This window comes from Azohydromonas sp. (assembly GCF_035325925.1).
Classification (GTDB): Bacteria; Pseudomonadota; Gammaproteobacteria; order Burkholderiales; family Burkholderiaceae_C; genus Calidifontimicrobium.
Genome location: NZ_DAOKZA010000030.1, coordinates 17,639 through 40,140, shown reverse-complemented (window position 1 = coordinate 40,140; position 22,502 = coordinate 17,639). Strand labels below are relative to the sequence as shown.

The 22,502-nt window shown below is 73.0% G+C and carries 21 protein-coding genes and 1 tRNA gene; 12 read left to right on the top strand and 10 right to left on the bottom strand.

Annotation, left to right across the window (positions count from 1 at the left end):
* Nucleotides 1–4: 4 nt before the first annotated feature.
* Genes dut through PKC53_RS12225 form a run of 4 tightly spaced genes read right to left on the bottom strand, consistent with a single transcriptional unit; the run spans nucleotide 5 to nucleotide 3,069 of the window.
* Nucleotides 5–454 carry a dUTP diphosphatase gene (dut, locus tag PKC53_RS12240; RefSeq protein WP_324428937.1) on the bottom strand — a complete coding sequence of 150 codons (450 nt, stop codon included), beginning with the start codon at nucleotides 452–454 and terminating at the stop codon, nucleotides 5–7.
* The gene (gene coaBC / locus PKC53_RS12235; RefSeq protein ID WP_324428935.1) at nucleotides 451–1,701 is read right to left on the bottom strand and encodes a bifunctional phosphopantothenoylcysteine decarboxylase/phosphopantothenate--cysteine ligase CoaBC; all 1,251 of its coding nucleotides are present in this window, start codon (nucleotides 1,699–1,701) and stop codon (nucleotides 451–453) included. The genes dut and coaBC overlap by 4 nt, the downstream gene beginning before the upstream one ends.
* Before the next feature lie 33 nt (nucleotides 1,702–1,734).
* Nucleotides 1,735–2,514, bottom strand: coding sequence for a UPF0149 family protein (locus PKC53_RS12230; RefSeq protein ID WP_324428933.1), 780 nt, complete (start codon nucleotides 2,512–2,514; stop codon nucleotides 1,735–1,737).
* A 21-nt stretch (nucleotides 2,515–2,535) separates the two neighbouring features.
* Nucleotides 2,536–3,069, bottom strand: a complete 534-nt coding sequence (locus PKC53_RS12225; RefSeq protein ID WP_324428932.1) for a GNAT family N-acetyltransferase — start codon at nucleotides 3,067–3,069, stop codon at nucleotides 2,536–2,538.
* Nucleotides 3,070–3,101: 32 nt separating this feature from the next.
* Between PKC53_RS12225 and PKC53_RS12220 the strand changes: the two genes are divergently transcribed.
* On the top strand, nucleotides 3,102–3,884 hold the full coding sequence (locus PKC53_RS12220) for a ChaN family lipoprotein (RefSeq protein WP_324428931.1): 783 nt from the start codon (nucleotides 3,102–3,104) through the stop codon (nucleotides 3,882–3,884).
* A 23-nt stretch (nucleotides 3,885–3,907) separates the two neighbouring features.
* Here PKC53_RS12220 and alaS read toward each other — a convergent pair whose 3' ends face one another.
* Entirely contained in the window at nucleotides 3,908–6,541 is a 2,634-nt protein-coding gene (alaS, locus tag PKC53_RS12215) for an alanine--tRNA ligase (RefSeq protein ID WP_324428929.1), read from the bottom strand.
* Nucleotides 6,542–6,685: 144 nt separating this feature from the next.
* Between alaS and PKC53_RS12210 the strand changes: the two genes are divergently transcribed.
* Complete coding sequence (locus tag PKC53_RS12210) at nucleotides 6,686–7,423, top strand: SIMPL domain-containing protein (protein WP_324428927.1); 738 nt, start codon at nucleotides 6,686–6,688, stop codon at nucleotides 7,421–7,423.
* Nucleotides 7,424–7,458: 35 nt separating this feature from the next.
* Nucleotides 7,459–8,946 (top strand): NAD-dependent succinate-semialdehyde dehydrogenase, encoded by a 1,488-nt coding sequence (locus PKC53_RS12205; RefSeq protein WP_324428925.1) that lies wholly within the window; start codon nucleotides 7,459–7,461, stop codon nucleotides 8,944–8,946.
* Nucleotides 8,947–8,979: 33 nt separating this feature from the next.
* Here the strand turns inward: PKC53_RS12205 and PKC53_RS12200 are convergent, their stop codons facing one another.
* The gene (locus PKC53_RS12200; protein ID WP_324428923.1) at nucleotides 8,980–9,894 is read right to left on the bottom strand and encodes a GGDEF domain-containing protein; all 915 of its coding nucleotides are present in this window, start codon (nucleotides 9,892–9,894) and stop codon (nucleotides 8,980–8,982) included.
* A 73-nt stretch (nucleotides 9,895–9,967) separates the two neighbouring features.
* Nucleotides 9,968–10,041, bottom strand: a tRNA-Gly gene (locus PKC53_RS12195).
* Between the two features lie 54 nt (nucleotides 10,042–10,095).
* On the opposite strand from PKC53_RS12195, the gene PKC53_RS12190 reads away from it, so the two are divergent.
* Complete coding sequence (locus PKC53_RS12190) at nucleotides 10,096–10,635, top strand: LEA type 2 family protein (protein WP_324428921.1); 540 nt, start codon at nucleotides 10,096–10,098, stop codon at nucleotides 10,633–10,635.
* Nucleotides 10,632–11,345, top strand: coding sequence for a tRNA (guanosine(46)-N7)-methyltransferase TrmB (gene trmB, locus PKC53_RS12185; protein WP_324428919.1), 714 nt, complete (start codon nucleotides 10,632–10,634; stop codon nucleotides 11,343–11,345). Before PKC53_RS12190 ends, trmB begins: the two co-directional genes overlap by 4 nt.
* 11 nt (nucleotides 11,346–11,356) lie before the next feature.
* On the opposite strand, the gene PKC53_RS12180 is transcribed toward trmB, so the two are convergent.
* Both PKC53_RS12180 and PKC53_RS12175 read right to left on the bottom strand, forming a co-directional pair.
* Nucleotides 11,357–12,046: a glutathione S-transferase family protein gene (locus tag PKC53_RS12180; RefSeq protein ID WP_324428917.1), complete on the bottom strand. Its 690-nt coding sequence runs from the start codon at nucleotides 12,044–12,046 to the stop codon at nucleotides 11,357–11,359.
* Nucleotides 12,047–12,097: 51 nt separating this feature from the next.
* On the bottom strand, nucleotides 12,098–12,955 hold the full coding sequence (locus PKC53_RS12175) for an undecaprenyl-diphosphate phosphatase (RefSeq protein ID WP_324428915.1): 858 nt from the start codon (nucleotides 12,953–12,955) through the stop codon (nucleotides 12,098–12,100).
* A 167-nt stretch (nucleotides 12,956–13,122) separates the two neighbouring features.
* Here PKC53_RS12175 and PKC53_RS12170 point away from each other — a divergent pair, with 167 nt between their 5' ends.
* The 7 genes from PKC53_RS12170 (at nucleotide 13,123) to PKC53_RS12140 (ending at nucleotide 20,953) form a co-directional block, all read left to right on the top strand.
* Nucleotides 13,123–13,815 (top strand): TetR/AcrR family transcriptional regulator, encoded by a 693-nt coding sequence (locus PKC53_RS12170; RefSeq protein ID WP_324428914.1) that lies wholly within the window; start codon nucleotides 13,123–13,125, stop codon nucleotides 13,813–13,815.
* The gene (locus PKC53_RS12165; RefSeq protein ID WP_324428912.1) at nucleotides 13,812–14,987 is read left to right on the top strand and encodes an efflux RND transporter periplasmic adaptor subunit; all 1,176 of its coding nucleotides are present in this window, start codon (nucleotides 13,812–13,814) and stop codon (nucleotides 14,985–14,987) included. Before PKC53_RS12170 ends, PKC53_RS12165 begins: the two co-directional genes overlap by 4 nt.
* A 12-nt stretch (nucleotides 14,988–14,999) precedes the next feature.
* Nucleotides 15,000–18,143, top strand: a complete 3,144-nt coding sequence (locus PKC53_RS12160) for an efflux RND transporter permease subunit (protein WP_324428910.1) — start codon at nucleotides 15,000–15,002, stop codon at nucleotides 18,141–18,143.
* A gap of 41 nt (nucleotides 18,144–18,184) precedes the next feature.
* The gene (locus PKC53_RS12155) at nucleotides 18,185–18,850 is read left to right on the top strand and encodes a protein-L-isoaspartate O-methyltransferase (protein ID WP_324428908.1); all 666 of its coding nucleotides are present in this window, start codon (nucleotides 18,185–18,187) and stop codon (nucleotides 18,848–18,850) included.
* An 11-nt stretch (nucleotides 18,851–18,861) separates the two neighbouring features.
* Nucleotides 18,862–19,188 carry a rhodanese-like domain-containing protein gene (locus PKC53_RS12150; protein WP_324428906.1) on the top strand — a complete coding sequence of 109 codons (327 nt, stop codon included), beginning with the start codon at nucleotides 18,862–18,864 and terminating at the stop codon, nucleotides 19,186–19,188.
* 37 nt (nucleotides 19,189–19,225) lie between these two features.
* On the top strand, nucleotides 19,226–20,584 hold the full coding sequence (locus tag PKC53_RS12145; RefSeq protein WP_324428904.1) for a TolC family outer membrane protein: 1,359 nt from the start codon (nucleotides 19,226–19,228) through the stop codon (nucleotides 20,582–20,584).
* Nucleotides 20,585–20,668: 84 nt separating this feature from the next.
* Complete coding sequence (locus tag PKC53_RS12140) at nucleotides 20,669–20,953, top strand: ferritin-like domain-containing protein (protein ID WP_324428903.1); 285 nt, start codon at nucleotides 20,669–20,671, stop codon at nucleotides 20,951–20,953.
* A 145-nt stretch (nucleotides 20,954–21,098) separates the two neighbouring features.
* On the opposite strand, the gene gorA is transcribed toward PKC53_RS12140, so the two are convergent.
* Nucleotides 21,099–22,481, bottom strand: a complete 1,383-nt coding sequence (gene gorA, locus PKC53_RS12135) for a glutathione-disulfide reductase (protein WP_324428901.1) — start codon at nucleotides 22,479–22,481, stop codon at nucleotides 21,099–21,101.
* Nucleotides 22,482–22,502: the final 21 nt, after the last annotated feature.

Genomic DNA, 22,502 nt, shown 5'->3' with positions numbered 1-22,502 from the left:
CCGTTCAGCCCTGACCGGTCGACCCGAACCCGCCCTCGCCTCGATGCGACGCGTCGAACGCGTCGACGCGGCGGAAGCGCGCCTGCACCACCGGCACGATCACCAGCTGGGCGATGCGCTCGAGCGGCTCGACGACGAACGGCGCGTGGCCGCGGTTCCAGCAGCTGACCATCAGCGGGCCCTGGTAGTCGCTGTCGATCAGCCCGACCAGGTTGCCGAGCACGATGCCGTGTCTGTGCCCCAGCCCCGAGCGCGGCAGGATCATCGCCGCCAGGTGCGGCTCGCCGATGTGGATCGCGATGCCGGTGGGGATCAGCGCGGTCTGGCCGGGGTCGAGCTTGAGCGGCGCGTCGATGCAGGCGCGCAGGTCCAGCCCGGCGCTGCCCGGTGTCGCGTAGGCCGGCAGCGCGTCAGCCACCCGCGCATCGAGCACCTTCAGGTCGATGGTCGTCACCGCGCCGCCCCCGCGGCCGGCAGCCGGCGCGCGATCTCGACCACCAGCCGCCGCGCCAGCGCCAGCTTGTGGCCGTTGCCGATCTCGTGCTCGCCGTCGGCTTCGACCAGCAGCAGCGCGTTGTGGTCGCGCCCGAAGGTGTCGGGCCCGACGTTGCCGACGATCAGCGGCACGCCCTTGCGCTGGCGCTTTTCGCGCGCGTGGCGCACCAGATCGTGGCTTTCGGCGGCGAAGCCGACGCAGTACGGCGCGTCGGGCAGCCGCGCGACGGTGGCCAGGATGTCGGGGTTCTCGACCATGGCGATCGCCGGCGCGACGTGGCCGTCGGCTTTCTTCAGCTTGTGCCCCGCCGCCTGTGCCGGGCGCCAGTCGGCCACCGCCGCGGTGGCGACGAACACGTCGTGGCGCGGCGCCAGCGGCAGCACGGTGTCGTGCATCTGCTGCGCGCTGCGCACGTCGATGCGGCGCACGCCGCGCGGCGTGGGCAGCGCCACCGGGCCGGCGACCAGCGTGACCTCGGCGCCGGCGTCGGCCGCGGCGCGCGCCAGCGCGAAACCCATCTTGCCGCTGCTGAGGTTGGTGATGCCGCGCACCGGGTCGATCGCCTCGTAGGTCGGCCCGGCGGTGACGAGCACGCGGCGACCGGCGAGCAGCTTGGGCTGGAAGTGCGCGATCAGCGCGTCGCGAAGCTCCTGCGGCTCGAGCATGCGCCCGTCGCCGACCTCGCCGCAGGCCTGGTCGCCGGCCGCGGGCCCCAGGAGCACCGCGCCGTCGGCGGCGACCTGCGCGGCGTTGCGCTGCGTGGCCGGATGCGCCCACATCTCGCGGTTCATCGCCGGCGCCAGCAGCAGCGCGCAGCGCTCGATCGGTCGCGCCAGGCAGGCCAGGCTGAGCAGGTCGTCGGCGCGGCCCTGCGCGAGCTTGGCGACGAAGTCGGCGCTGGCCGGCGCGACGAGGAGCGCGTCGGCGTCGCGCGTCAGGTTGATGTGCGCCATGTTGTTCGGCGCGCGCGCGTCCCACTGGCTGGTGTAGACGGGGCGGTTCGACAGCGCCTGCATCGTCACCGCGGTGACGAACTGCCCGGCGGCCTCGGTCATCACCACCTGCACGGTGGCGCCGGCCTTGACGAGCTCGCGCGCCAGCTCGGCCGACTTGTAGCAGGCGATGCCGCCGCTCAGCCCGAGCACGACGTGGCGGCCGGCCAGTTCGGCGTCGTCGGCGGGTGGGGTCGTCGCAGCGGCGCTCATCGTGGCGCGCACTCTAGCAGCACGCGCCGGCCCTCACCCCGCGCCGGCGCCGCAGCACTTCTTGTACTTGCGGCCGCTGCCGCACGGGCACGGATCGTTGCGCCCGGGCCTGGGCGCGACGCGGATCGGCGCGTGCGTCGGCGCGTGGTCGAGCCAGTACACGCGCAGGTCCTGCACGCAGTAGCAGGCCTCGTCGATCAGGTCGTCGCGATCAAGCGTCTGCCCCGGGTAGCGGTCGGCCAGGTAGGCGTCGAGGTCGGCGCCGGTCAGCGTCAGCGCGATCACGCCCATCAGGCAGTCGTCGTAGAAGCGGCCGTGTTCGGTGGTCCGGTCGGGCTCGGGCCAGTCGCCCGCAAAGGCCTCGAGCGCGTCGACGAAACCGTCGGCCCACACCGTGCCGTTGGCCGGCAGCTGCGCGATCTCGTCGTCGGTGAACCGGCCCTCGGCGGCCAGTTCGGCGCGCACCTCGTCGCTGTAGTCGACGATCAGCGGCGACAGCCGCAACGCCTCGGGGTCGTCGAGCAGGGCCTCGGGGTCGAGCTGGCGCGCGATCACCTGCCAGCGGCCGACGAGGGCGTCCAGCGCCTGCCGGCGGTCGTCGGGGTCGGCGAAGGCGCGGTCGAAGGCGTCGTCGAGCATCGCCGGCAGCCACTGCTCGGGCGGCACCCGGCGCGGGCTGGCGAGCAGCGCGGTCATGAAGCCGTCGACCCACTCGAGCGAGACGTCGTGCTTGAACCCGGCCAGCCGCCGGCACAGCGTGTTCAGGTGCTCGATCTCGGCGTCGCTGCTGTGGGGCACAAGGGCCGTCGCCATGGCGCAGTGTCGCACGCACCGTCACCCCGGCGACGGCCGCGGCGGGTTCGGGTGCAGCCGGGCCATCGCGTGCGCGTCGACGTAGACGCCGTCGCGCAGCGCGTACGCGCGGTGCGTGCCCTCGTGTTCGAAGCCGTACTTGCGGTACAGCGCGATCGCCGGCGCGTTGTCGACGTACACCGTCAGCTCGAGCCGCAGCACGCCGAGCCAGCGGTCGGCGTACTCGCACAGCGCCGCCATCAGCGCCGAGCCGACGCCGCGGCGCTGCCACTCCGGCGCCACGCTGATCCCGAGCATCATCGCGTGGCGGCGCCGCACCGCCGGGCCGACCGGGTCCTCTCCTGCGCTGCCGGCCATCTCGCCGCCGACCTCAGCGACCAGGTGCAGCTCGGCCACCGCCGGACCGCCCGGCTCGGCGAGCCGGGCGCGCCAGAAGTCCGCGGTCGTGTACGGCAGCTGCATCAACCCGGCGTGGACTTCGGGGCGGTTCATCATGCGCTCGAAGGCCTCGGCGTCGCTCGGCCTGGCACGGCGCAGCGTGATCTGCATCGACATGGTCTTCCTCGTGGCCGGGATATGCTGTCACGGTGAGAGGCCTGCTGTCCATCCTCCGCTCGATGCGCCGCCGCGTCGCCGCGGCCCTGCTGCTCGCGGCCGGCGTCGCCGACGCCGCGGTGCTGATCTTCGGCGAGCTGCACGACCAACCCGACCAGCAGCGGCAGGTCGCCGACGAAGTGCGCCGCCGCGCCGAAGCCGGCACGCTCGCGGCCGTGGTGCTGGAGATGGCCGAGCGCGGTCGCGACACCCGCACGCTGCGCGCCGACGCCGACGAGACTCGCGTGCGCGATGCGCTGGGCTGGCGCGGCTGGCCGTGGGAACCCTATGCCGCCATCGTGATGCACGCCGTGCGCGCCGGCGTGCCGGTGATCGGCGGCAACCTGCCGCGCGAAGCGATGCGCGAAGCGATGCGCGACGACACGCTCGACGCGCGCGTCGCGCCGCCGGTGCGCGACCGCCTGGCGCAGGCGGTGCGCGACGGGCACTGCGGCCTGTTGCCGCACAGCCAGGAGCCCGGCATGGTGCGCATCCAGATCGCGCGCGACCTGGCGCTGGCCGCCACCGTCGCCGAGGCCCACGCGCGCGCCGCGCCGGGGCAAGACGTGCTGCTGCTGGCCGGCGCGCAGCACGCGTCGCGCGACCGCGGCGTGCCGCTGCACCTGCCGGCCGACCTGCCGGTGCAGGTGGTGCTGTTCGGCACGCCGGCGGCGGGCCTGCAGGGCGACGACTGGCGCGGCTATGCACCCACGCCGCGGCCCGACCCCTGCGATGCGCTGCGCGAGCAGCTGCGCCGCCGCGCCACCACGCCCTGACCGCGCCTCGGCAGGCCGGCCGCTCAGACCCGCTCGCCGACCCAGCGCGCGACGGACGCCAGCGCGCGCGGCAGTGCCGCGGCGTCGGTGCCGCCGGCCATCGCCATGTCGGGCTTGCCGCCGCCCTTGCCGCCGACCTGCTGCGCGACGAAGTTGACCAGCTCGCCGGCCTTGACCTTGGCGACGCTGTCGGGGGTGACGCCCGCGGCGAGCTGCACCTTGCCCCCGTCGACGGTGGCCAGCACGATCGCGGCGGACTTGAGCTTGTCCTTGAGCTTGTCGAGCGTCTCGCGCAGCGTCTTCGCGTCGGCGCCTTCGAGCGTCGCGGCGAGCACCTTCAGCCCCTTCACGTCGACCGCCTGCGCAAGCAGTTCGTCGCCCTGGGCGCTGGCCAGCCGGCCCTTCAGCGCAGCGATCTCCTTTTCCAGCGCCCGCACCTGCTCGAGCACCGCGGCGACGCGCTGCGGCGTCTCGTCGGGCGTGACCTTCAGCGCCCCGGCCACGCCGTCGAGCGTGCCCTCGAGGCGCTGCAGGTAGGCCAGTGCGTTGTCGCCGGTCACCGCCTCGACGCGGCGCACGCCGGCGGCGATGCCGGTTTCCATCACGATCTTGAACAGGCCGATGTCGCCGGTGCGCGCCACGTGCGTGCCGCCGCACAGCTCGCGGCTCGAGCCGATGTCGAGCACGCGCACCGTGTCGCCGTACTTCTCGCCGAACAGCATCACGGCGCCCAGCTTCTGCGCTTCGTCCATGGCCACGACGCGCGCCTGCGTGGCGGCGTTGGCCAGGATCTCGGCGTTGACGATGGCCTCGACCTGCGCGACCTGCGCCGCCGTCATCGGCGCGTGGTGGCTGAAGTCGAAGCGCGTGCGCTCGTCGTTGACGAGCGAGCCCTTCTGCTGCACGTGGCCGCCGAGCACCTCGCGCAGCGCCTTGTGCATCAGGTGGGTCACGCTGTGGTTGCGCATCGTCTTCGCGCGCCGCTCGGCGTCGACGCGCGCGACGAAGACGTCGCCGAGTTCGACCTCCCCCTCGACGATGCGGCCCTGGTGGCCGTGCACGCTGGCCTGCACCTTGACGGTGTCGTCGACGACGACGCGCGAGCGCGCGTTGCGCAGCTCGCCGCGGTCGCCGACCTGGCCGCCGCTCTCAGCGTAGAACGGCGTGTGGTCGAGCACGATCACGACGTCGTCGCCGGCGCGCGCCTTCACGACCGGCGTGCCGTCGACGTAGATCGCCGTCACCTTGCTGTGCTCGCACATCAGGTGCTCGTAGCCGTGGAACGCGGTGGCATCGCCGCTGTAGTCGAGGCCGGCGGCCATCTTGAACTTGGCAGCCGCCCTCGCCTGCTCGCGCTGGCGCTGCATCGCCGCGTGGAAGCCCGCCTCGTCGACGGTGACGCCGCGCTCGCGGCACACGTCGGCGGTCAGGTCAAGCGGGAAGCCGAAGGTGTCGTGCAGCTTGAACGCGAGTTCGCCGTCGAGTCGCGTTGCGTCGCGCGCCAGCTCGCCCTCGAGGATCTCCATGCCGTTGGCGATGGTCTGGAAGAAGCGCTCTTCCTCCTGCCGCAGCACGTCGGTGATGCGAACCATGTCGCGCCGCAGCTCGGGGTAGGCGTCGCCCATCTCGACCGCGAGCGGCGCGACCAGCGTGTGGAAGAACGGCTTGCGCGCGCCGAGCTTGTAGCCGTGGCGGATCGCGCGCCGGGCGATGCGGCGCAGCACGTAGCCGCGGCCCTCGTTGCCGGGAATCACGCCGTCGGCTACCGTGAAGGCGCAGGCGCGGATGTGGTCGGCGATCACCTTCAGGCTCGGGCTCGCCTTGTCGACCTGCCCGGCGCCCGGGCCGGCGAACTCCACCGCGTTGCGCGCCGCCGCCAGCAGGCGCACGAACAGGTCGATCTCGTAGTTGCTGTGCACGTGCTGCAGCACCGCCGCCAGCCGCTCCAGGCCCATGCCGGTGTCCACGCTCGGCTTCGGCAGCGGGTGCATGACGCCGTCTTCGGTGCGGTTGAACTGCATGAAGACGTTGTTCCAGATCTCGATGTAGCGGTCGCCGTCCTGCTCGGCGCTGCCCGGCGGGCCGCCGGCGACCTCCGGGCCGTGGTCGTAGAAGATCTCCGAGCACGGGCCGCAGGGGCCGGTGTCGCCCATCATCCAGAAGTTGTCGGACATGTAGCGGCCGCCCTTGTTGTCGCCGATGCGCACGATGCGCTCGGCGGGCAGGCCGATGTCCTTGAGCCAGATGTCGTAGGCCTCGTCGTCCTCGGCGTAGACGGTGGCCCAGAGCTTGTCGGGCGGCAGCTTGAAGTGCTCGGTCAGCAGCTCCCAGGCGTAGCGGATCGCGTCCTTCTTGAAGTAGTCGCCGAAGCTGAAGTTGCCCAGCATCTCGAAGAAGGTGTGGTGGCGCGCCGTGTAGCCGACGTTCTCCAGGTCGTTGTGCTTGCCGCCGGCGCGGATGCACTTCTGCGCCGTCGCCGCGCGCGTGTACGGCCGCTTGTCGAAGCCGAGGAACACGTCCTTGAACTGGTTCATCCCGGCGTTGGTGAACAGCAGCGTCGGGTCGTCGCCGGGCACCACCGGCGAGCTGGCGACGACGGCGTGGCCCTTCGACTCGAAGAACTTCAGGAACGTGGTGCGGATCTCGGCGGCTTTCATGGGCGGTCGCGGGCGGGCGGCGCGTGAATGGGGCGTGCCCGGCACGGGCGCGCAAGCGGCGAATTCTAGGCGGCGTGCCCCCCTCGCGCGCCTGCGCCAGAATCGGCCCGAGGCCCGCGGCGGCGCGGGCGCCGGGAACACCACATGCACGACGGCAGCCCCCGCATCCTCGGGTTCGGCACGGCGCTGGTCATCGCGATCGCGGTCGCTCTGGCCGGCTTCGCGGTCGGCCAGGGGCTCGAGCGCTTCCGCATGGCCGACCGCTCGGTCACCGTCAAGGGGCTGGCCGAGAAGGACGTCGACAGCGACTACGCGACGTGGACGCTGGCGTTCCGCCGCGGCGGCAACGAGTTCGGCGCCGTGCAGAAGGCGCTCGCCGACGACCGCGACCGCGTCGTCGCGTTCCTGCGCGACCAGGGTTTCGCCGCTGCCGAGGTCGAGGTGCGCCCGCTGCAGGTGCAGGACCTGTTCGCGCGCGAGTACGCGCAGGTCAACCAGCCGCTGCGCTTCAACGGCGTCGGCCGCGTCGTCGTCAAGACGGCTCGCGTGAGCGCCGTCGAAGCCGCCGCGCTCGCCGTCGATCCGCTGATCCAGGCCGGCGTGCAGCTCACCGCCAACGACGACAGCGGTGCCGCGGGCCCGCGCTACCAGCTGCGCGGCTTCAACGACGTCAAGGCGCCGCTGCTGGCCGAGGCGACGCGCAACGCGCGCGAGCAGGCCGAGAAGTTCGCCGCCGAGGCCGGCGCGAAGCTCGGCGCGCTGAAGAGCGCCAACCAGGGTGTGATCACGATCAGCGCCGGCGACGCACAGGGCTACGACGACGGCACGTCGCGCACGAAGCGGCTGCGCGTGGTCAGCACCTTCGAGTACGAACTGCGCTGAGGCGCTAGAGTGCCGCCTTGGCAGGAGAACCGACGATGGATATGAAGACCTCCCCGCTGTCGACGCTGGCCGACCCGACGCTGCTGAAGACCGACGCGCTAATCGACGGCGCCTGGGTCGCCGGCCGGGCCCGCTTCGACGTCACCGACCCGGCGTCGGGGCACCGTCTCGCCGACGTCGCCAACCTCGGCGACGCCGAGGCGCACGCCGCGGTCGCCGCCGCCGACAAGGCCTGGCCGGCGTGGCGCGCCAAGACCGCGAAGGAGCGCGCCGCGATCCTGATGCAGTGGTTCCGCCTGCTGCACCAGCACGCCGACGACCTCGCTCGCATCATGACCGCCGAGCAGGGCAAGCCGCTGCCCGAGGCGCGCGGCGAGGTCGTCTACGGCGCCAGCTTCCTCGAGTGGTTCGCCGAGGAGGCCAAGCGCGTCTACGGCGAGACGATCCCGACCACCGATGCGACCAAGCGCTACCTGGTGATCAAGCAGCCGGTGGGGGTGTGCGCGGCGATCACGCCGTGGAACTTCCCGATCGCGATGATCACGCGCAAGGTGGCGCCCGCGCTGGCCGCCGGCTGCCCGGTGGTGATCAAGCCGGCCGAGCAGACGCCGCTGTCGGCGCTCGCGGTGGCCGAACTGGCGCAGCGTGCCGGCATGCCCGCGGGCGTGCTCAACGTGCTCACGGCCGACGGCGTGAACTCGGTCGCGATCGGCAAGGTGCTCTGTGCCAGCGACGTCGTGCGGCACCTGAGCTTCACCGGCAGCACCGAGGTCGGGCGCATCCTCGCGGCGCAGTGCGCGCCGACGGTCAAGAAGATCAGCCTCGAGCTCGGCGGCAACGCGCCGTTCATCGTGTTCGACGACGCCGACCTCGACAGCGCGGTCGACGGCGCGATGATCAGCAAGTACCGCAACGCCGGCCAGACCTGCGTGTGCGCGAACCGGCTGTACGTGCAGTCCGGCGTGTACGACGCCTTCGTCGCCAGGCTCGCCGAGAAGTCGAAGACGATCAAGGTCGGCAGCGGCTTCGAGGCCGGCGTCACCCAGGGCCCGCTGATCGACGACGCCGCCGTCGCCAAGGTCGAGGCGCATGTGGCCGACGCGCTGGCCAAGGGTGCCACCGTCGTCGTCGGTGGCACGCGCGCCCCGGGCATGGGGGGGCGCTTCTACACCCCCACCGTGCTCGCCAACGTGACCGGCGACATGCTGTGCGCGCGCGAAGAGACCTTCGGCCCGGTCGCACCGGTGTTCCGCTTCGACACCGAGGCCGAGGCGATCGCGATGGCCAACGCCACCGAGTTCGGCCTCGCGAGCTACTTCTACAGCCGCGACGTCGGGCGCATCTTCCGCGTCGCCGAGGCGCTCGAGTACGGCATGGTCGGCATCAACACCGGGCTGATCTCGACCGCCGAGGTGCCGTTCGGCGGCGTCAAGCAGTCGGGGCTCGGGCGCGAGGGCTCGCACCACGGCATCGACGACTACGTCGAGATCAAGTACCTGTGCCTCGGTGACCTGAACCGATAGCCGCCGCGTGCGGCCGCCCCGACGACGCCCTGCTCAGGCGTCGTCGTTCGCGGCGGTGGCGGCGCCGCGTTCGACGCGGGTCGCGAACCCGGCACGGCCGACGCTGGCCGTGCTGGTGGCCTGGCCGATCGCGCGGCGCAGCAGCGCATCGGCGTCGCGCCCGTGCTCGGGGTAGTCGCTGATGCCGACGCTGACGGCCAGTGCCGCGGTCGTGCCGGCCACCGTGAACGGCTGCTGCAGCGCGGCAGCGAGCTTCTCGGCGACCAGCGCGCCGGCCGCGCGGTCGTCGATCCAGGCCAGCAGCACTGCGAAGGTGTCGCTGCCCATCGACGCGACGACGTCGCTCGCGCGCAGCCCGGCGCGCAACCGCACCGCGGCCTTGCGCCGCAACACGTTGGCCGCCTCGGGCCCGAGGTTCGACGCCACGGTCGCCAGCCCGTCGATGCGCAGCGCCAGCAAGGCCATCGGCGCCGGCTCGCGCTCGCGCAGCGCCAGCAGGTGCGTCATGTGCTCGAGCAACTGCGCGTGGTTCGGCAGCCCGGTGGCGAGGTCGGTCGCGTAGGCCCGGCGCGCGGTGCGCTCGATCGCCTTGCGTTCGATCGCCAGCCGCACCGAGCGCGCGAGCGCCGCCGGCGACAGTGCGTCGCGGCCGATCACGTCCTGCACGCCGCGCGCCAGCAGCTGGGTGGCGCAGGCCGGCGTCGGAGCGGCGCACACCACGACCACCGCGGCGTCGAGCACCGCCTGCGACAGCGCCGGCCAGTGCAGCAGGCGCTGCGCGTCGTCGTGGCCGGCAGTGGCCAGGCACACCGCGTCGAACCCGCGCTCGCCCAGCGCCAGTGCCGCGCCGTCGAGGTCCGCGCAGGCGTGCAACTCGAACGGCCCCCACTCGGCGGCCCGCAGGTCGACCTCGTTGCCGACCATCAGCACCTGGAAGCTACGGTTCACCGGCGTTCCCCGGCGCGGCGCTGCGCCGACGCCGCGCATAAAGGAAGGGCCGCCTGCGGCGGCCCTCGATAGCTGGAGCGGGCGAAGGGAATCGAACCCTCGTATGAAGCTTGGGAAGCTGCCGTTCTACCATTGAACTACGCCCGCGCTGCGTTGCATTTTAGCGCCGTCGCGCCGCCTTGCCGATGCGAGGCATCCCCGATGCCGATGGCGCTAGACTGGTCGCGACTCGACTCGGGAACGACGAAGATGCGCAGGCGGCAATGGTGTGGACGCGGCGTGGCGGCGCTGGCCGGCGTCGCCGCGGCGGGCTGGCTGGCCGGCTGCACGACGGTCGGGCTGCGCGAGCCGGTGCGCGTGAACCTCGTCGCCCTCGACCCGCTGCCCGGCGAGGGGCTGGAGCTGCGGCTGGCGGTGAAGCTTCGTGTGCAGAACCCGAACGACACCGCGCTCGACTACGACGGCGTCTCGCTGACGCTCGACGTGCGCGGCACGACCTTCGCCACCGGCGTCAGCGCAGAGCGCGGGCAGGTGCCGCGCTTCGGCGAGGCGGTGCTGACGGTGCCGGCGTCGGTGTCGGCGTGGGCCGCGGTGCGGCAGGTGATCGGCATCGCCACCGCCGAGGAACTGCCACGCATCGACGTGGCGCTGCGCGGGCGGCTGCACGGCGTCGGCCTCGGCGGCATGCCGTTCGAGTCGTCGGGCGAGATCGACCTGCCCAAGGCGCTCGGCCGCCGATGAGCCCGGCGCCGACCACCCCGCCCGCCCGAAGCGCGCCGCCGCGACGGCCGGTGCGCAGCTTCGTGCTGCGTGCCGGGCGCATCGGCAGCGGCCAGCAGCGCGCGCTCGCCGAACTCGGCCCGCGCTTCGTGCTGCCGATGCGGCCCGGGCCGATCGACCCGCAGGCCGTGTTCGCACGCCGCGCGCCGCTGGTCGTCGAGATCGGCTTCGGCATGGGCCAGGCCACGGCGGCGATCGCCGCCGCGATGCCCGACCACGACTTCGTCGGCGTCGAGGTGCACCCGCCCGGCGTCGGCGCGCTGCTGCGGCGCATCGACGAGATGGGGCTGACCAACGTGCGCATCGTGCAGCACGACGCCGTCGAAGTGCTGCAGCACATGATCGCGCCGGCGTCGCTGGCCGGCGTGCACGTGTTCTTCCCCGACCCCTGGCCGAAGAAGCGTCACCACAAGCGCCGGCTGCTGCAGCCGCCCTTCGTCGCGCTGCTCGCCGAGCGACTCGCCCCCGGCGGCATGCTGCACTGCGCGACCGACTGGCAGCCCTACGCCGAGCAGATGCTCGAGGTGCTGTCGGCCGAGCCGCGGCTGGTCAACACCGCCGACGGCTTCGCGCCGCGCCCCGCGCACCGTCCGCTGACCAAGTTCGAGTCGCGCGGCCTCGGGCTGGGCCACGGCGTGTGGGACCTGCTGTTCACCCGCCGCGCGACCTGACCCCGGGCAGTTCAGCCAGCCTCCGGGGCGCGCCGGTACGGCTCCTCGAAATCGAGAAAGTCATGCTCGGCCAGCGCGTCGCGTTCCCAGGCGGCGACGCCGGGGGCGGCGAACACGCGCGCCACGTAGCCCTGCAGCGCCTCGGGCAGCGGCAGCGCGTAGGTGCGGATGCGCCCGGCCAGCGGCGCGAAGTACGCGTCGGCGGCGCCGAAGTCGCCGAACAGGAACGGCCCGCCGCTGGCGGCCAGCGCGTCGGTCCAGCGCTGAACGATCACGTCGAGGTCGGCGCGCACGCCGGGGTGGTCGACGAGCACGCGCGTGCCGACCTGCGGCAGCCGCGCCTCCAGGTTCTGCGGGCAGGCGCTGCGCAGCGCGGTGAAGCCGGCGTGCATCTCGGCGCACAGGCTGCGCGCGCGGGCGCGCCGCCGCGCGTCGGCGGGCCAGATCGCGTGCTGCGGGAAACGCTCGGCCAGCGTTTCGACGATGGCCAGCGTGTCCCACACGGCGAAGCCGTCGTCGTCGACGAGCACCGGCACCTTGCCGGCCGGCGTGTAGCGCGCCAGCTCGCGATAGAACGCCGAGCCCGGCGCGAAGTCGAAGCGCAGCCGCACCTCGTCGAAGGCGATGCCGAAGTGGCGCATCAGCACCCACGGCCGCATCGACCACGACGAGTAGTTCTTGTTGCCGATCACCAGCTTCATCGCCGTCCCCCTGCGGTCGCCGAGCGGCCACTGTAGCGGCGGCCGGCGCGCTCAGCCACCCCAGTCGACCCAGCCGGTGCCGGCGGTGAGCAGCACGATGCCGCCGAAGACGATGCGGTACCAGGCGAACGGCACGAAGTCGTGCGTCGACACGTAGCGGATCAGCCAGCGGATGCACGCCAGCGCCGCGACGAACGACACCACGGTGCCCACCGCGAACATCGGCAGATCGTCCCAGCGCAGCAGGTCGCGCTGCTTCCACACCGAGTACGCGCCGGCGCCCATCAGCGTCGGGATCCCCAGGTAGAAGCTGAACTCGGTGGCCGCCTTGCGCGAGAAGCCCAGCACCAGCGCGCCGATGATCGTCGCGCCCGAGCGGCTGGTGCCCGGCACCAGCGCCAGGCACTGCAGCAGCCCGACCTTCAGCGCGTCGAGCGCGCGCATGTCGTCGACGGTCTCGACGCGCGCCTGGCGCCGGCCCTCGAGGTCGCGCGCGCCGTACAGGCGCTTGTGGCGCCGCTCGACGACGAGGATCACGACGCCGCCCACCACCAGCGCCACCGCCACCGGCACCGGGTGGAACAGGTGCTGCTTGATCCAGCCGCCGAGGGCCAGCCCGAACACCACCGCGGGCGCGAACGCGATCAGCACGTTCAGCGCGAAGCGCTGCGCCACCGGGTCGTGCCTGAGGCCGGTCGCCGTGGCCATCAGCCGGCGGCGGTACTCCCACACCACCGACAGCATCGCGCCGGTCTGGATCGCGATGTCGAAGGTCTTGGCCGACTCGCCGTGGAAACCGATCAGCGACGCCGTGAGGATCAGGTGCCCGGTCGACGAGATCGGCAGGAACTCGGTGAGCCCTTCGACCACGCCCATCACGGCGGCCTGGGCCAGCAACATCCAATCCACGAGGGCTCCGTGCGGCGGCAAAGCGCGCGATGTTAACCAGCGCCCCGCGACGCGACGGTGACGTCCTGCCACCCGCACGCGGCGACCGTGCACGATTGACCGGGCGACACCCGACAGGGTACATTACTGACCAGTCAGTCAGTAACCCCGTGCCGCCCCCCTCGCCCGTGACCACCGCCACGCCGCGCCAGCGCCGCAAGGACGCGCGCCCGGCCGAACTCCTCGATGCCGCGCTGGCGCTGTTCGTCGAGAAGGGATTCGCGCGCACCCGTGCCGAGGAGGTGGCCGCGCGCGCCGGGGTCTCCAAGGGCACGCTGTACCTGTACTACGCAAGCAAAGAGGAACTGCTCAAGGCGGTGATCCGCGAGCGGCTGTCGGCCGAGATCGCCGCCGGCGCCGGGCAGTTCGAGCGCTTCGCCGGCCCCGCCGCCGAGCTGTTGCGCGAGGTGCTGATCCCCTGGTGGGAGCGACTGCTCGACAGCGAGGTCTCGGGTGTGTTCAAGCTCGTCATCACCGAGGTGCGCCACTTCCCCGACATCGCCGACTTCTACGCTCGCGAGGTGGTCGAGCCCGGCACGCGGCTGGTCGCGCGCATCCTCGAGCGCGGCATCGCGCGCGGCGAACTGCGGCCGGTGGACGTGCCCACCGCCGTGCACTCGCTGGTGCTGCCGATGATCATGCTGTGCCTGCACAAGCACACGCTGGGCGCCTGCGGCGCCGCACCGGTGGGCATCGACCCGCGGCGCTTCATCCGCGACCACGTCGAGCTGACGCTGCAAGGGCTGGTGGTGCGCGAGCCCGCGGGCGCGCACGCCACGCAGCGCCGCCCGCCGGCGCGCGGACGGAAGGCGCTGCGGTGACTGCGGGGCTGCGCCGCGGCGCCGCCGTCGCCGTGCTGCTCGCCGCGGCGCTGGCCGCCGCGCTGTGGCTGCGAGAGCGTCGCGCCGGTGCCCCGGCCCCGCCGGCGGCGGCGACGCCGGCCGTGCCCACGCTCGAGCTCGGCGAGCCCGACGTCGTGCGGGTGCGCCGGCTCGAGCTGGCCCGCGGCGTCGAGGTGGCCGGCGGCCTGCGCGCGGTCGACACCGCCTTCGTCAAGGCGCGCGTGCCGGGCGAGGTGCTGGCCGTCGCGGTGCGCGAGGGCGACGCGGTGCGCCGCGGCCAGGTGCTGGTGCGCATCGACCCGACCGAGTTCGACTGGCGCGTGCGCCAGGCCGAGCAGACCGCCGACGCGGCGCGCGCGCAGCTCGACATTGCACGCCGCGCGCTCGACAACAACCGCGCGCTGGTCGCACAGGGCTTCATCTCGGCCACCGCGCTGGACACCTCGGTGGCCAACCACGCCGCCGCGCAGGCCCACCTGAATGCCGCGCTCGCCGCGGTCGAACTGGCGCGCAAGGCACGCGCCGACGCGACGCTGGTCGCGCCGATCGACGGCGTCGTCGCGCAGCGTCTGGTGCAGGCGGGTGAGCGCGTGCCGGTCGACGCGCGGCTGCTCGAGATCGTCGACGCGTCGCGCATCGAGCTCGAGGCCGCGGTGCCGCCGGCCGAGGCCGCGGCACTGCGCGTCGGCGCCGCCGCGCGGCTGAGCGTCGACGGGCTGACCGCGCCGGTGCTCGCGCGCGTCGCGCGCGTCAACCCCAGCGCGCAGCCGGGGTCGCGCGCCGTGCTCGCCTACCTCGCGCTGCCGTCGCAGCCCGGTCTGCGGCCGGGCCTGTTCGCACGCGGCACGCTCGAGCTCGACCGCCGCGTCGTGCTCGCGGCGCCGGTCTCCGCGCTGCGCGAGGACCGCCCGCAGCCCTACGTGGTGCTGGTCGACGGCGGCCAGGCGGTGCTGCGCACCGTGACGCCGGGGTTTCGCGGGCACCCGACGGCTGCCGACGACGACGCCGGGGAGTGGGTCGAGCTGGTCGACGGCCCGCCCGACGGCACCCCGCTGGTGGCCGGCAGCGTCGGGCTGGTGCGCGAAGGCACGCGGCTCGCCTGGAGCGCGGCCGCGCCCGCGGCAGCGGCCGCGTCGACGCCGCGGCCCTGAGCGCACACACCCATGTGGTTCACGCGCGTCTCGATCGCCAACCCGGTGCTGGCGACGATGGTCATGCTGGCCTTCGTCGTGCTCGGGCTGGTCAGCATCGAGCGGCTGAAAGTCGACCAGTTCCCGAACATCGAGTTCCCGACCGTCGTCGTGCAGGTCACCTACCCGGGCGCGGCGCCGGAGATCGTCGAGCACGAGGTGACGCGGCGCATCGAGGAGTCGCTGAACACGATCGCCGGCATCAACCAGCTGTACTCGCGCAGCTACGAGAGCGCGGCGCTGATCATCGTGCAGTTCAACCTCGACGTCGAAGGCCGGCGCGCGGCCGACGACGTGCGCGAGAAGCTCGCGCTGGTGCGCCCGCTGCTGCCCGACGAGATCGAGGAGCCTCGCGTCTCGCGCTTCGACCCCGAGAGCCGGCCGGTGTGGACCGTCGCGCTGACCTCGCCCGACGACAGCCACGACCAGCAGGCGCTGACCACCTGGGCCGACCAGGTGCTCAAGAAGCGACTGGAGAACGTGCGAGGCGTCGGCGCGGTGACGCTGGTCGGCGCGCTGTCGCGCGAGGTGCACGTCTACCTGAAGCCGGCGGCGATGGAGGCGCTGGGTGTCGGTGTCGACCAGGTGCTGGCTGCGCTGCGCACCGAGACGCAGGAACTGCCCGCCGGCGCGCTGCGCACGCCCGGTGCCGAACGCGCGGTGCAGGTCGACGCGCGGTTGCGTCGCGTCGCCGACTTCGAGCAGATCATCGTCGCGCGGCGCGCCGGCCAGCCCGTGCGGCTGGCGCAGGTGGCCGACGTCGTCGACGGGCCACAGGAAGTCGAGAGCCTGGCGCTGCTCGACGGCCGGCGCACGCTCGCGCTCGACGTGCAGAAGAGCCAGGGCGAGAACACGATCGAGGTCGTGCGCGGTCTCGACGCCGCGGCCGACGCGCTGCGGGCGCAGCTGCCGGCGGGCATCGCGATGCAGGTGGTGCGCGACAACTCGCGCCCGATCCAGGTCGCGGTGAGCAACGTGCAGCGCACGCTGATCGAGGGCGCGCTGCTGACCGTGGGCATCGTGTTCCTGTTCCTCAACTCGTGGCGCTCGACGGTGATCACCGGGCTGACGCTGCCGATCGCGCTGGTCGGCACCTTCGGCGTCATGCACCTGTTCGGCTTCTCGATCAACATGGTCACGCTGATGGCACTGAGCCTGTGCGTGGGGCTGCTGATCGACGACGCCATCGTCGTGCGCGAGAACATCGTGCGCCACGTGCAGATGGGCAAGACGCCGCACGACGCCGCGCTGGAGGGCACCAACGAGATCGGGCTGGCGGTGCTGGCCACGACGCTGTCGATCGTCGCGGTGTTCCTGCCGATCGGCTTCATGGGCGGCATCATCGGCAAGTTCTTCCACGAGTTCGGCATCACCATCGTCGCCGCGGTGCTGATCTCGATGTTCGTCAGCTTCACGCTCGACCCGATGCTGTCGAGCGTGTGGCACGACCCGGCGATCGACCGCGAGGGCAAGCCCTTCGTGCCGCGCGGCCTGTACGACCACACGCTCGGCCGCGTCACGCACGCGTTCGACCGCTTCCAGCACCGCCTCGGCGAGGGTTACGTCGCGCTGCTGGGCTGGTCGCTGCGCCACCGGCTGGCCACGCTGGCGCTGGCCGCGGCCACCTTCGTCGGCAGCCTGGCCGCGATGAACCTGCTCGGCACCGAGTTCGTGCCCAAGGCCGACTACTCGGAGACGGTCGTCAACTTCCACACCCCGGTGGGCTCGTCGATCGAGCTCACCGAGGCGCGCGCGCGCCAGGTCGACGCGATCGTGCGCCAAATGCCCGAGGTGCGCTACACGGTGACGACGATCAACACCGGCGCGGCGCCGGGGCGCATCTACGCGAGCATGTACGTGCGCCTGGTCGATCGCAGGCAGCGCGAGCGCAACGTCGACCAGATGTCGGTGGTGCTGCGCGAGCGGCTGGCGCGCGTGCCCGGCATCACCGTCACGCACGTCGGCCTGCTCGACCCGGTGGGCGGGCAGAAGCCGATCTCGCTGTCGCTGCAGGGCCCCGACCTGGAGGAACTGCGCCGGCTGACGCAGTTGCTGGGCACGCGGCTGCGCGAGATCGCGGGGCTGGTCGACCTGGACACCAGCCTGAAGGCCGACCGCCCGACGGTGGCGGTGCAGGTGCGGCGCGACGCCGCGTCCGACGCCGGGCTGTCGGTCGGTGCGATCACCGGCACGCTGCGCACGCTCGTCGCCGGCCAAGAGGTCGGCACCTGGCGCGCCCCCGACGACCGGAGCTACGACGTGCGCGTGGCGCTGCACCCGCGCGAGCGCGAGTCGGCCGACGACCTGTCGCGCCTGGGGCTGGTCGCCGGCACGAACGCCGACGGCAGCGCGCGCATCGTGCGGCTGTCGCAGGTGGCCGACGTGCGCAGCGCCAGCGGCGCGAACCAGATCAACCGCCGCGACCTCAACCGCGAGGTCGAGCTCACCGCCAACACCGACCGCCGCGGGCTCGGCGAGGTCTCGGCCGACATCCAGCGCGTGCTCGACGCGACGCCGCTGCCGCCGGGCTACAGCTACCGCTTCGGCGGCTCGACGCGCGACATGCGCGAGTCGTTCGCCTACGCGGTGCAGGCGCTGGCGATGGGGGTGGTGTTCATCTACATGATCCTGGCGTCGCAGTTCCGCAGCTTCCTGCAACCGATCGCGCTGATGAGCTCGCTGCCGCTGACGCTGATCGGCGTGGTCGGCACGCTGTGGCTGTTCCGCTCGACGCTGAACATCTTCTCGATCATCGGCGTGGTGATGCTGATGGGTCTGGTGACGAAGAACGCGATCCTGCTGGTCGACTTCGCGATCCGCTCGCGCGAGGCCGGCATGGCGCGCACCGAGGCGCTGCTGCACGCCGCACGGGTGCGGCTGCGCCCGATCCTGATGACCACGCTGGCGATGGTGTTCGGCATGGTGCCGCTGGCGTTCGCGGTCAGCGAGGGCAGCGAGCAGCGTGCGCCGATGGGCCAGGCGGTGATCGGCGGCGTCGTCACGTCGAGCCTGCTGACGCTGGTCGTCGTGCCGGTGATCTACGGCTACCTCGACGATCTCGCGACCTGGATCAAGACCCTGCGCCGTGGCAGGCCGGCGTCAGCCGGCGCTGCCTAAAATCCCAGCTGGCGTCAGAATATACCCTCATAGGTATGCAGATGAACATCGAACAGGCCCGCTTCAACATGATCGAGCAGCAGATCCGCCCCTGGGAGGTGCTGGACCAGGGCGTGCTCGACCTGCTCGGCCTCGTGCGCCGCGAGGACTTCGTGCCGCCGGCGTACCGCGCGCTGGCGTTCGTCGACATGCAGGTCCCGCTGCGCGAACACGGGGCGCGCGGCCAGTGCATGCTCGAACCCAAGGTCGAGGCGCGGCTGCTGCAGGAGCTGCAGCTGCGCCGCGGCGAGAAGGCGCTCGAGGTCGGCGCCGGGTCGGGCCACATGGCCGCGCTGCTGGCGCACCAGGCCCAGCACGTGCACACGCTCGAGATCGTGCCCGAGCTGGCGGCGATGGCGCGCGACCACCTGCGCCGCGCCGCGGTGCGCAACGTCACGGTGCGCGAAGCCGACGGCGCACGCGGGCTGGTCGGCGAGGCGCCGTTCGACGCGATCGTGCTGTCGGGGTCGGTGGCCGAGGTGCCGCAGGCGCTGCTCGACCAGCTCAAGGTCGGCGGCCGGCTGGTGGGCATCGTCGGCGACGAGCCGGTGATGCGCGCGGTGCTGGTGCGCCGCGTCGGCGAGCGCGACTTCGCCCGCGTCGAGCTGTTCGACACCGTCGCGCCGCGGCTGCTCGGCTTCGACGAGCCGCCGCGGTTCCGTTTCTGACGCCGTCGCCCGTGCAGTCGCTGCAGGTCACCGAGCTGGGGCCGTTCGCCGCCGCCGAGGCCCCGCTGCTGCTCGACGTGCGCGAGCCCTGGGAAGTGGCGATCGCGCGGCTCGACCTGCCGCCGGCGACGACGCTGGCGATGCCGATGCGCGAGGTGCCGGCGCGCCTGGCCGAGATCGACCGCCGCCGGCCCGTCGTGTGCATCTGCCATCACGGGGTGCGCAGCGCGCAGGTCGTCGCATTCCTGCAGCGCCAGGGCCACGAGCGCGTGTACAACCTCGCCGGCGGCATCGACGCCTGGTCGACGCGGGTCGACCCGCGCACGCCGCGTTACTGATACCAGCCGAACCTCTCCCGACACAAGGACCGTCCCCATGCGCCGCTTCGCCCCCCGACGCCACCTCGCCCTGCTGGCTCTGGCCGCGGGACTGCTCGCCGGCGTCTTCGCGCCGGCGCAGGCGCAGAGCCTGGTCGAGCTCTACGAGGCCGCGCGCGGCTACGACGCGACCTACCTCGCGGCGCGCGCACAGGCCGACGCCGCGATGCACCGCCGCGCGCAGGCCGACGCGCTGCGCCGCCCGTCGCTGAGCCTGCAGGCGCAGACCGGACGCGGCCTGTCCGACCCGCCGTCGCCGAACGAACCCGACCGCGGCTACGCCAACGTCACGCAGGGCGCGCTCAGCGGCCGCCAGCCGCTGTTCAACCGCGCCAACGACGCGACGATCGAGCAGGCCGAACGCGGCGTCGAGATCGCGCAGGCCGAGCTCGCGCTGGCCGAGCAGGACCTGATCGTGCGCCTGTCGCAGGCCTACTTCGACGTGCTCGTCGCGATCGAGACGCTGGCCACCGCGCAGGCGTCGAAGGCGGCGATCTCCGAGCAGCTCGCCGCGGCCAAGCGCAACTTCGAGGTCGGCACCGCGACGATCACCGACACGCGCGAGGCCGAGTCGCGCTTCGACCTGGCGCGCGCACGCGAGATCCAGGCCGAGAACGACCTGCGGGTCAAGCGCATCGCGCTCGACCAGCTGGTCGGACGCACCGGCGTCGAGCCGAAGGCGCTGTCGCTGCCGGTCGCGCTGCCGGCGACGACGCCGGCGGGCATCGGCGACTGGGTGTCGCTGGCCGAGACCGGGCACCCGCAGGTGCGCCGCGCGCAGCTGGCGCTGGACATCGCCCGCCTCGAGACCGACAAGGCGCGCGCCGGCAAGCTGCCGACCGTCGACGTCGTCGGCTCGCTGCAGCGCGCGCACAACCACGGCGTGTCGGGGCTGGGCACCAGCCTGGGGCGCAGCAGCGGCGGTTTCACCAACGGCCAGATCGGCGTGCTGCTGAACATGCCGCTGTACACCGGCGGGTCGATCGACAACCGCATCCGCGAGACGCTGTCGCTCGAAGAGGCGTCACGCAACAACCTCGAGGCGGCGCGGCGCTTCGTCGCGCAGTCGACGCGGCAGGCGTTCACCGGGTTGAAGTCGGGCGAGGCCGAAGTCGGCGCGCTCGAGGCGGCCGAGTCGTCGAGCAAGCTCGCGCTGGAGGCCACGCAGGTCGGCTACCGCGTCGGCGTGCGCGTCAACCTCGACGTGCTCAACGCGCAGAGCCAGCTGTTCGCGACGCAGCGCGACCTCGCCGCCGCACGCTACAACGTGCTGCTGGCCACGCTGCGGCTGCGCCAGGCCGCCGGCACGCTGCGCGCCGAGGACCTGCAGCCGGTCAACGCGCTGCTGCAGCGCTGAGCCGCCACGCGCGCCGCAGCGCCGGCGCGCGAACGGGCGATACTCGGCAGGCCCCCTTCCCCACCCTGAACGAGGAGCACGCCGATGGCCAGCGAGGGTTACCACGAACCGATCTCGGAGCTCAGCGACGAGACCCGCGACATGCACCGCGCGATCGTCTCGCTGATGGAGGAACTGGAGGCGGTCGACTGGTACAACCAGCGCGTCGACGCCTGCAAGGACCCGGCGCTCAAGGCCATCCTCGCGCACAACCGCGACGAGGAGAAGGAGCACGCCGCGATGGTGCTCGAGTGGATCCGCCGCAAGGACCCGACCTTTTCGAAGGAACTGAAGGACTACCTGTTCACCGAGGGCGAGATCGGGCATTGACCAGGCCACCCCCGCAGCGCCTGCGGCGCCTCCCCCTCGAGGGGGCACCGCCTGCGCACCGGCGAAGCCGGATCCGCGGCGGTCGCTTGACGAGGAGCGGCCTGGATTGGTCGCCGTGCCTTCGGGCACGGCCTCCCCGCGCAGCTCACACCGCCGACTCGCGCGCCGCGTGGCCGTGGCGGCGCACCGGCTCGCGCATCAGCACGAACTCCTCGGCGGCGGTCGGGTGCACCGCGATCGTGCGGTCGAAGTCGCGCTTGGTCGCACCGCAGGTCAGCGCCACCGCGAGGCTCTGCACGATCTCCGGCGCGTCGGCGCCGATCATGTGCACGCCGAGCACGCGCTCGTCGAGGCCGTCGACGACGAGCTTCATGTAGGTGCGCTCGGCGCCGCCGGCGAAGGCGGTCTTCATCGGGCGGAACTCCGACTCGTAGACGTCGACCGGGCCGCGCGCCACCGCGTCGTCCTCGGTCAGGCCGACGGTGGCCAGCGGCGGGTCGGTGAACACCGCGCTGGCCACCGTGCGGTGGTCGACGCGCGTCGGGCGGCGGCCGAACTCGGTGTCGGCGAAGGCGCGACCCTCGGCGATCGCCACCGGCGTCAGGTTCACGCGGTGCGTCACGTCGCCGATCGCCCACAGGCCGGGCACGCTGCTGCGGCTGTCGGCGTCGACCTCGACGGCGCCGCGCGCGTCCAGGCGCACGCCCAGCGACTCGAGCCCCATGCCGGCGGTGTTCGGCCGCCGCCCGGTGGCGTTGAGCGCCGCCGCGGCGCGCAGCACCGAGCCGTCGGTGCGCTGCAGTTCGAAGCCGTGCTCGTCGCGCTGCAGCGCACGCATCGCCACGCCGCCGGCAAGCACGACGCCGCGGCGCTCGAGCGCCTGCGCCAGGCGCCGCCGCAGGTCGGCGTCGAAGCCGCGCAGCGGCAGCGTGTCGCGAAACGCCAGCGTCACGCGCGCGCCCAGACCGGCCAGGATGCTCGCGAACTCGCAGGCCACGTAGCCGCCGCCGATCACCAGCAACGTCGGCGGCACGCGGCGCAGTTCGAGCACCTCGTTCGACGTCATCGCGGTGTCGAGCCCGGCAAAGGCGTCGAACGCCGGCGCGCCGCCGGTGGCCACCAGCACGCGCGGCGCGTGGCACAGGCGATCGCCGATGCGCACGCCGCCGCCGCCGTTGAGCATCGCGCGCCCGGCCACCAGCGCGACGCCGCTGTCGGCGAGCAGCTTGCGGTACACGCCCTCGAGGCGCGCGATCTCGGCGGCCTTCGCGTCGGCCCAGCGGTGCATCTCGAAGCGCCCGCCGACCTCGCTCCAGCCGAAGCCGTCGGCCTCGTGCAGCGTGCGCGCGAACTCGGCCGCGTACATCATCAGCTTCTTCGGCACGCAGCCGCGGATCACGCAGGTGCCGCCGACGCGGTCGGCCTCGGCGATCAGCACCTTCGCGCCGTGCGCCGCCGCGCGCCGGGCCGCGGCGACGCCGCCGGAGCCGGCGCCGATGACGATCAGGTCGTGGCGGTCGTTCGGCATGCGACGCTCCCGGCGGTGGCA

Coding starts and splice junctions, on each gene's coding strand:
- coaBC (WP_324428935.1), bottom strand. CDS start 1,701: ATGAGCGCCGCTGCGACGACCCCACCCGCCGACGACGCCGAACTGGCC.
- PKC53_RS12230 (WP_324428933.1), bottom strand. CDS start 2,514: ATGGCGACGGCCCTTGTGCCCCACAGCAGCGACGCCGAGATCGAGCAC.
- PKC53_RS12225 (WP_324428932.1), bottom strand. CDS start 3,069: ATGTCGATGCAGATCACGCTGCGCCGTGCCAGGCCGAGCGACGCCGAG.
- alaS (WP_324428929.1), bottom strand. CDS start 6,541: ATGAAAGCCGCCGAGATCCGCACCACGTTCCTGAAGTTCTTCGAGTCG.
- PKC53_RS12210 (WP_324428927.1), top strand. CDS start 6,686: ATGCACGACGGCAGCCCCCGCATCCTCGGGTTCGGCACGGCGCTGGTC.
- PKC53_RS12205 (WP_324428925.1), top strand. CDS start 7,459: ATGGATATGAAGACCTCCCCGCTGTCGACGCTGGCCGACCCGACGCTG.
- PKC53_RS12190 (WP_324428921.1), top strand. CDS start 10,096: ATGCCGATGGCGCTAGACTGGTCGCGACTCGACTCGGGAACGACGAAG.
- trmB (WP_324428919.1), top strand. CDS start 10,632: ATGAGCCCGGCGCCGACCACCCCGCCCGCCCGAAGCGCGCCGCCGCGA.
- PKC53_RS12180 (WP_324428917.1), bottom strand. CDS start 12,046: ATGAAGCTGGTGATCGGCAACAAGAACTACTCGTCGTGGTCGATGCGG.
- PKC53_RS12160 (WP_324428910.1), top strand. CDS start 15,000: ATGTGGTTCACGCGCGTCTCGATCGCCAACCCGGTGCTGGCGACGATG.
- PKC53_RS12155 (WP_324428908.1), top strand. CDS start 18,185: ATGAACATCGAACAGGCCCGCTTCAACATGATCGAGCAGCAGATCCGC.
- PKC53_RS12145 (WP_324428904.1), top strand. CDS start 19,226: ATGCGCCGCTTCGCCCCCCGACGCCACCTCGCCCTGCTGGCTCTGGCC.
- PKC53_RS12140 (WP_324428903.1), top strand. CDS start 20,669: ATGGCCAGCGAGGGTTACCACGAACCGATCTCGGAGCTCAGCGACGAG.
- gorA (WP_324428901.1), bottom strand. CDS start 22,481: ATGCCGAACGACCGCCACGACCTGATCGTCATCGGCGCCGGCTCCGGC.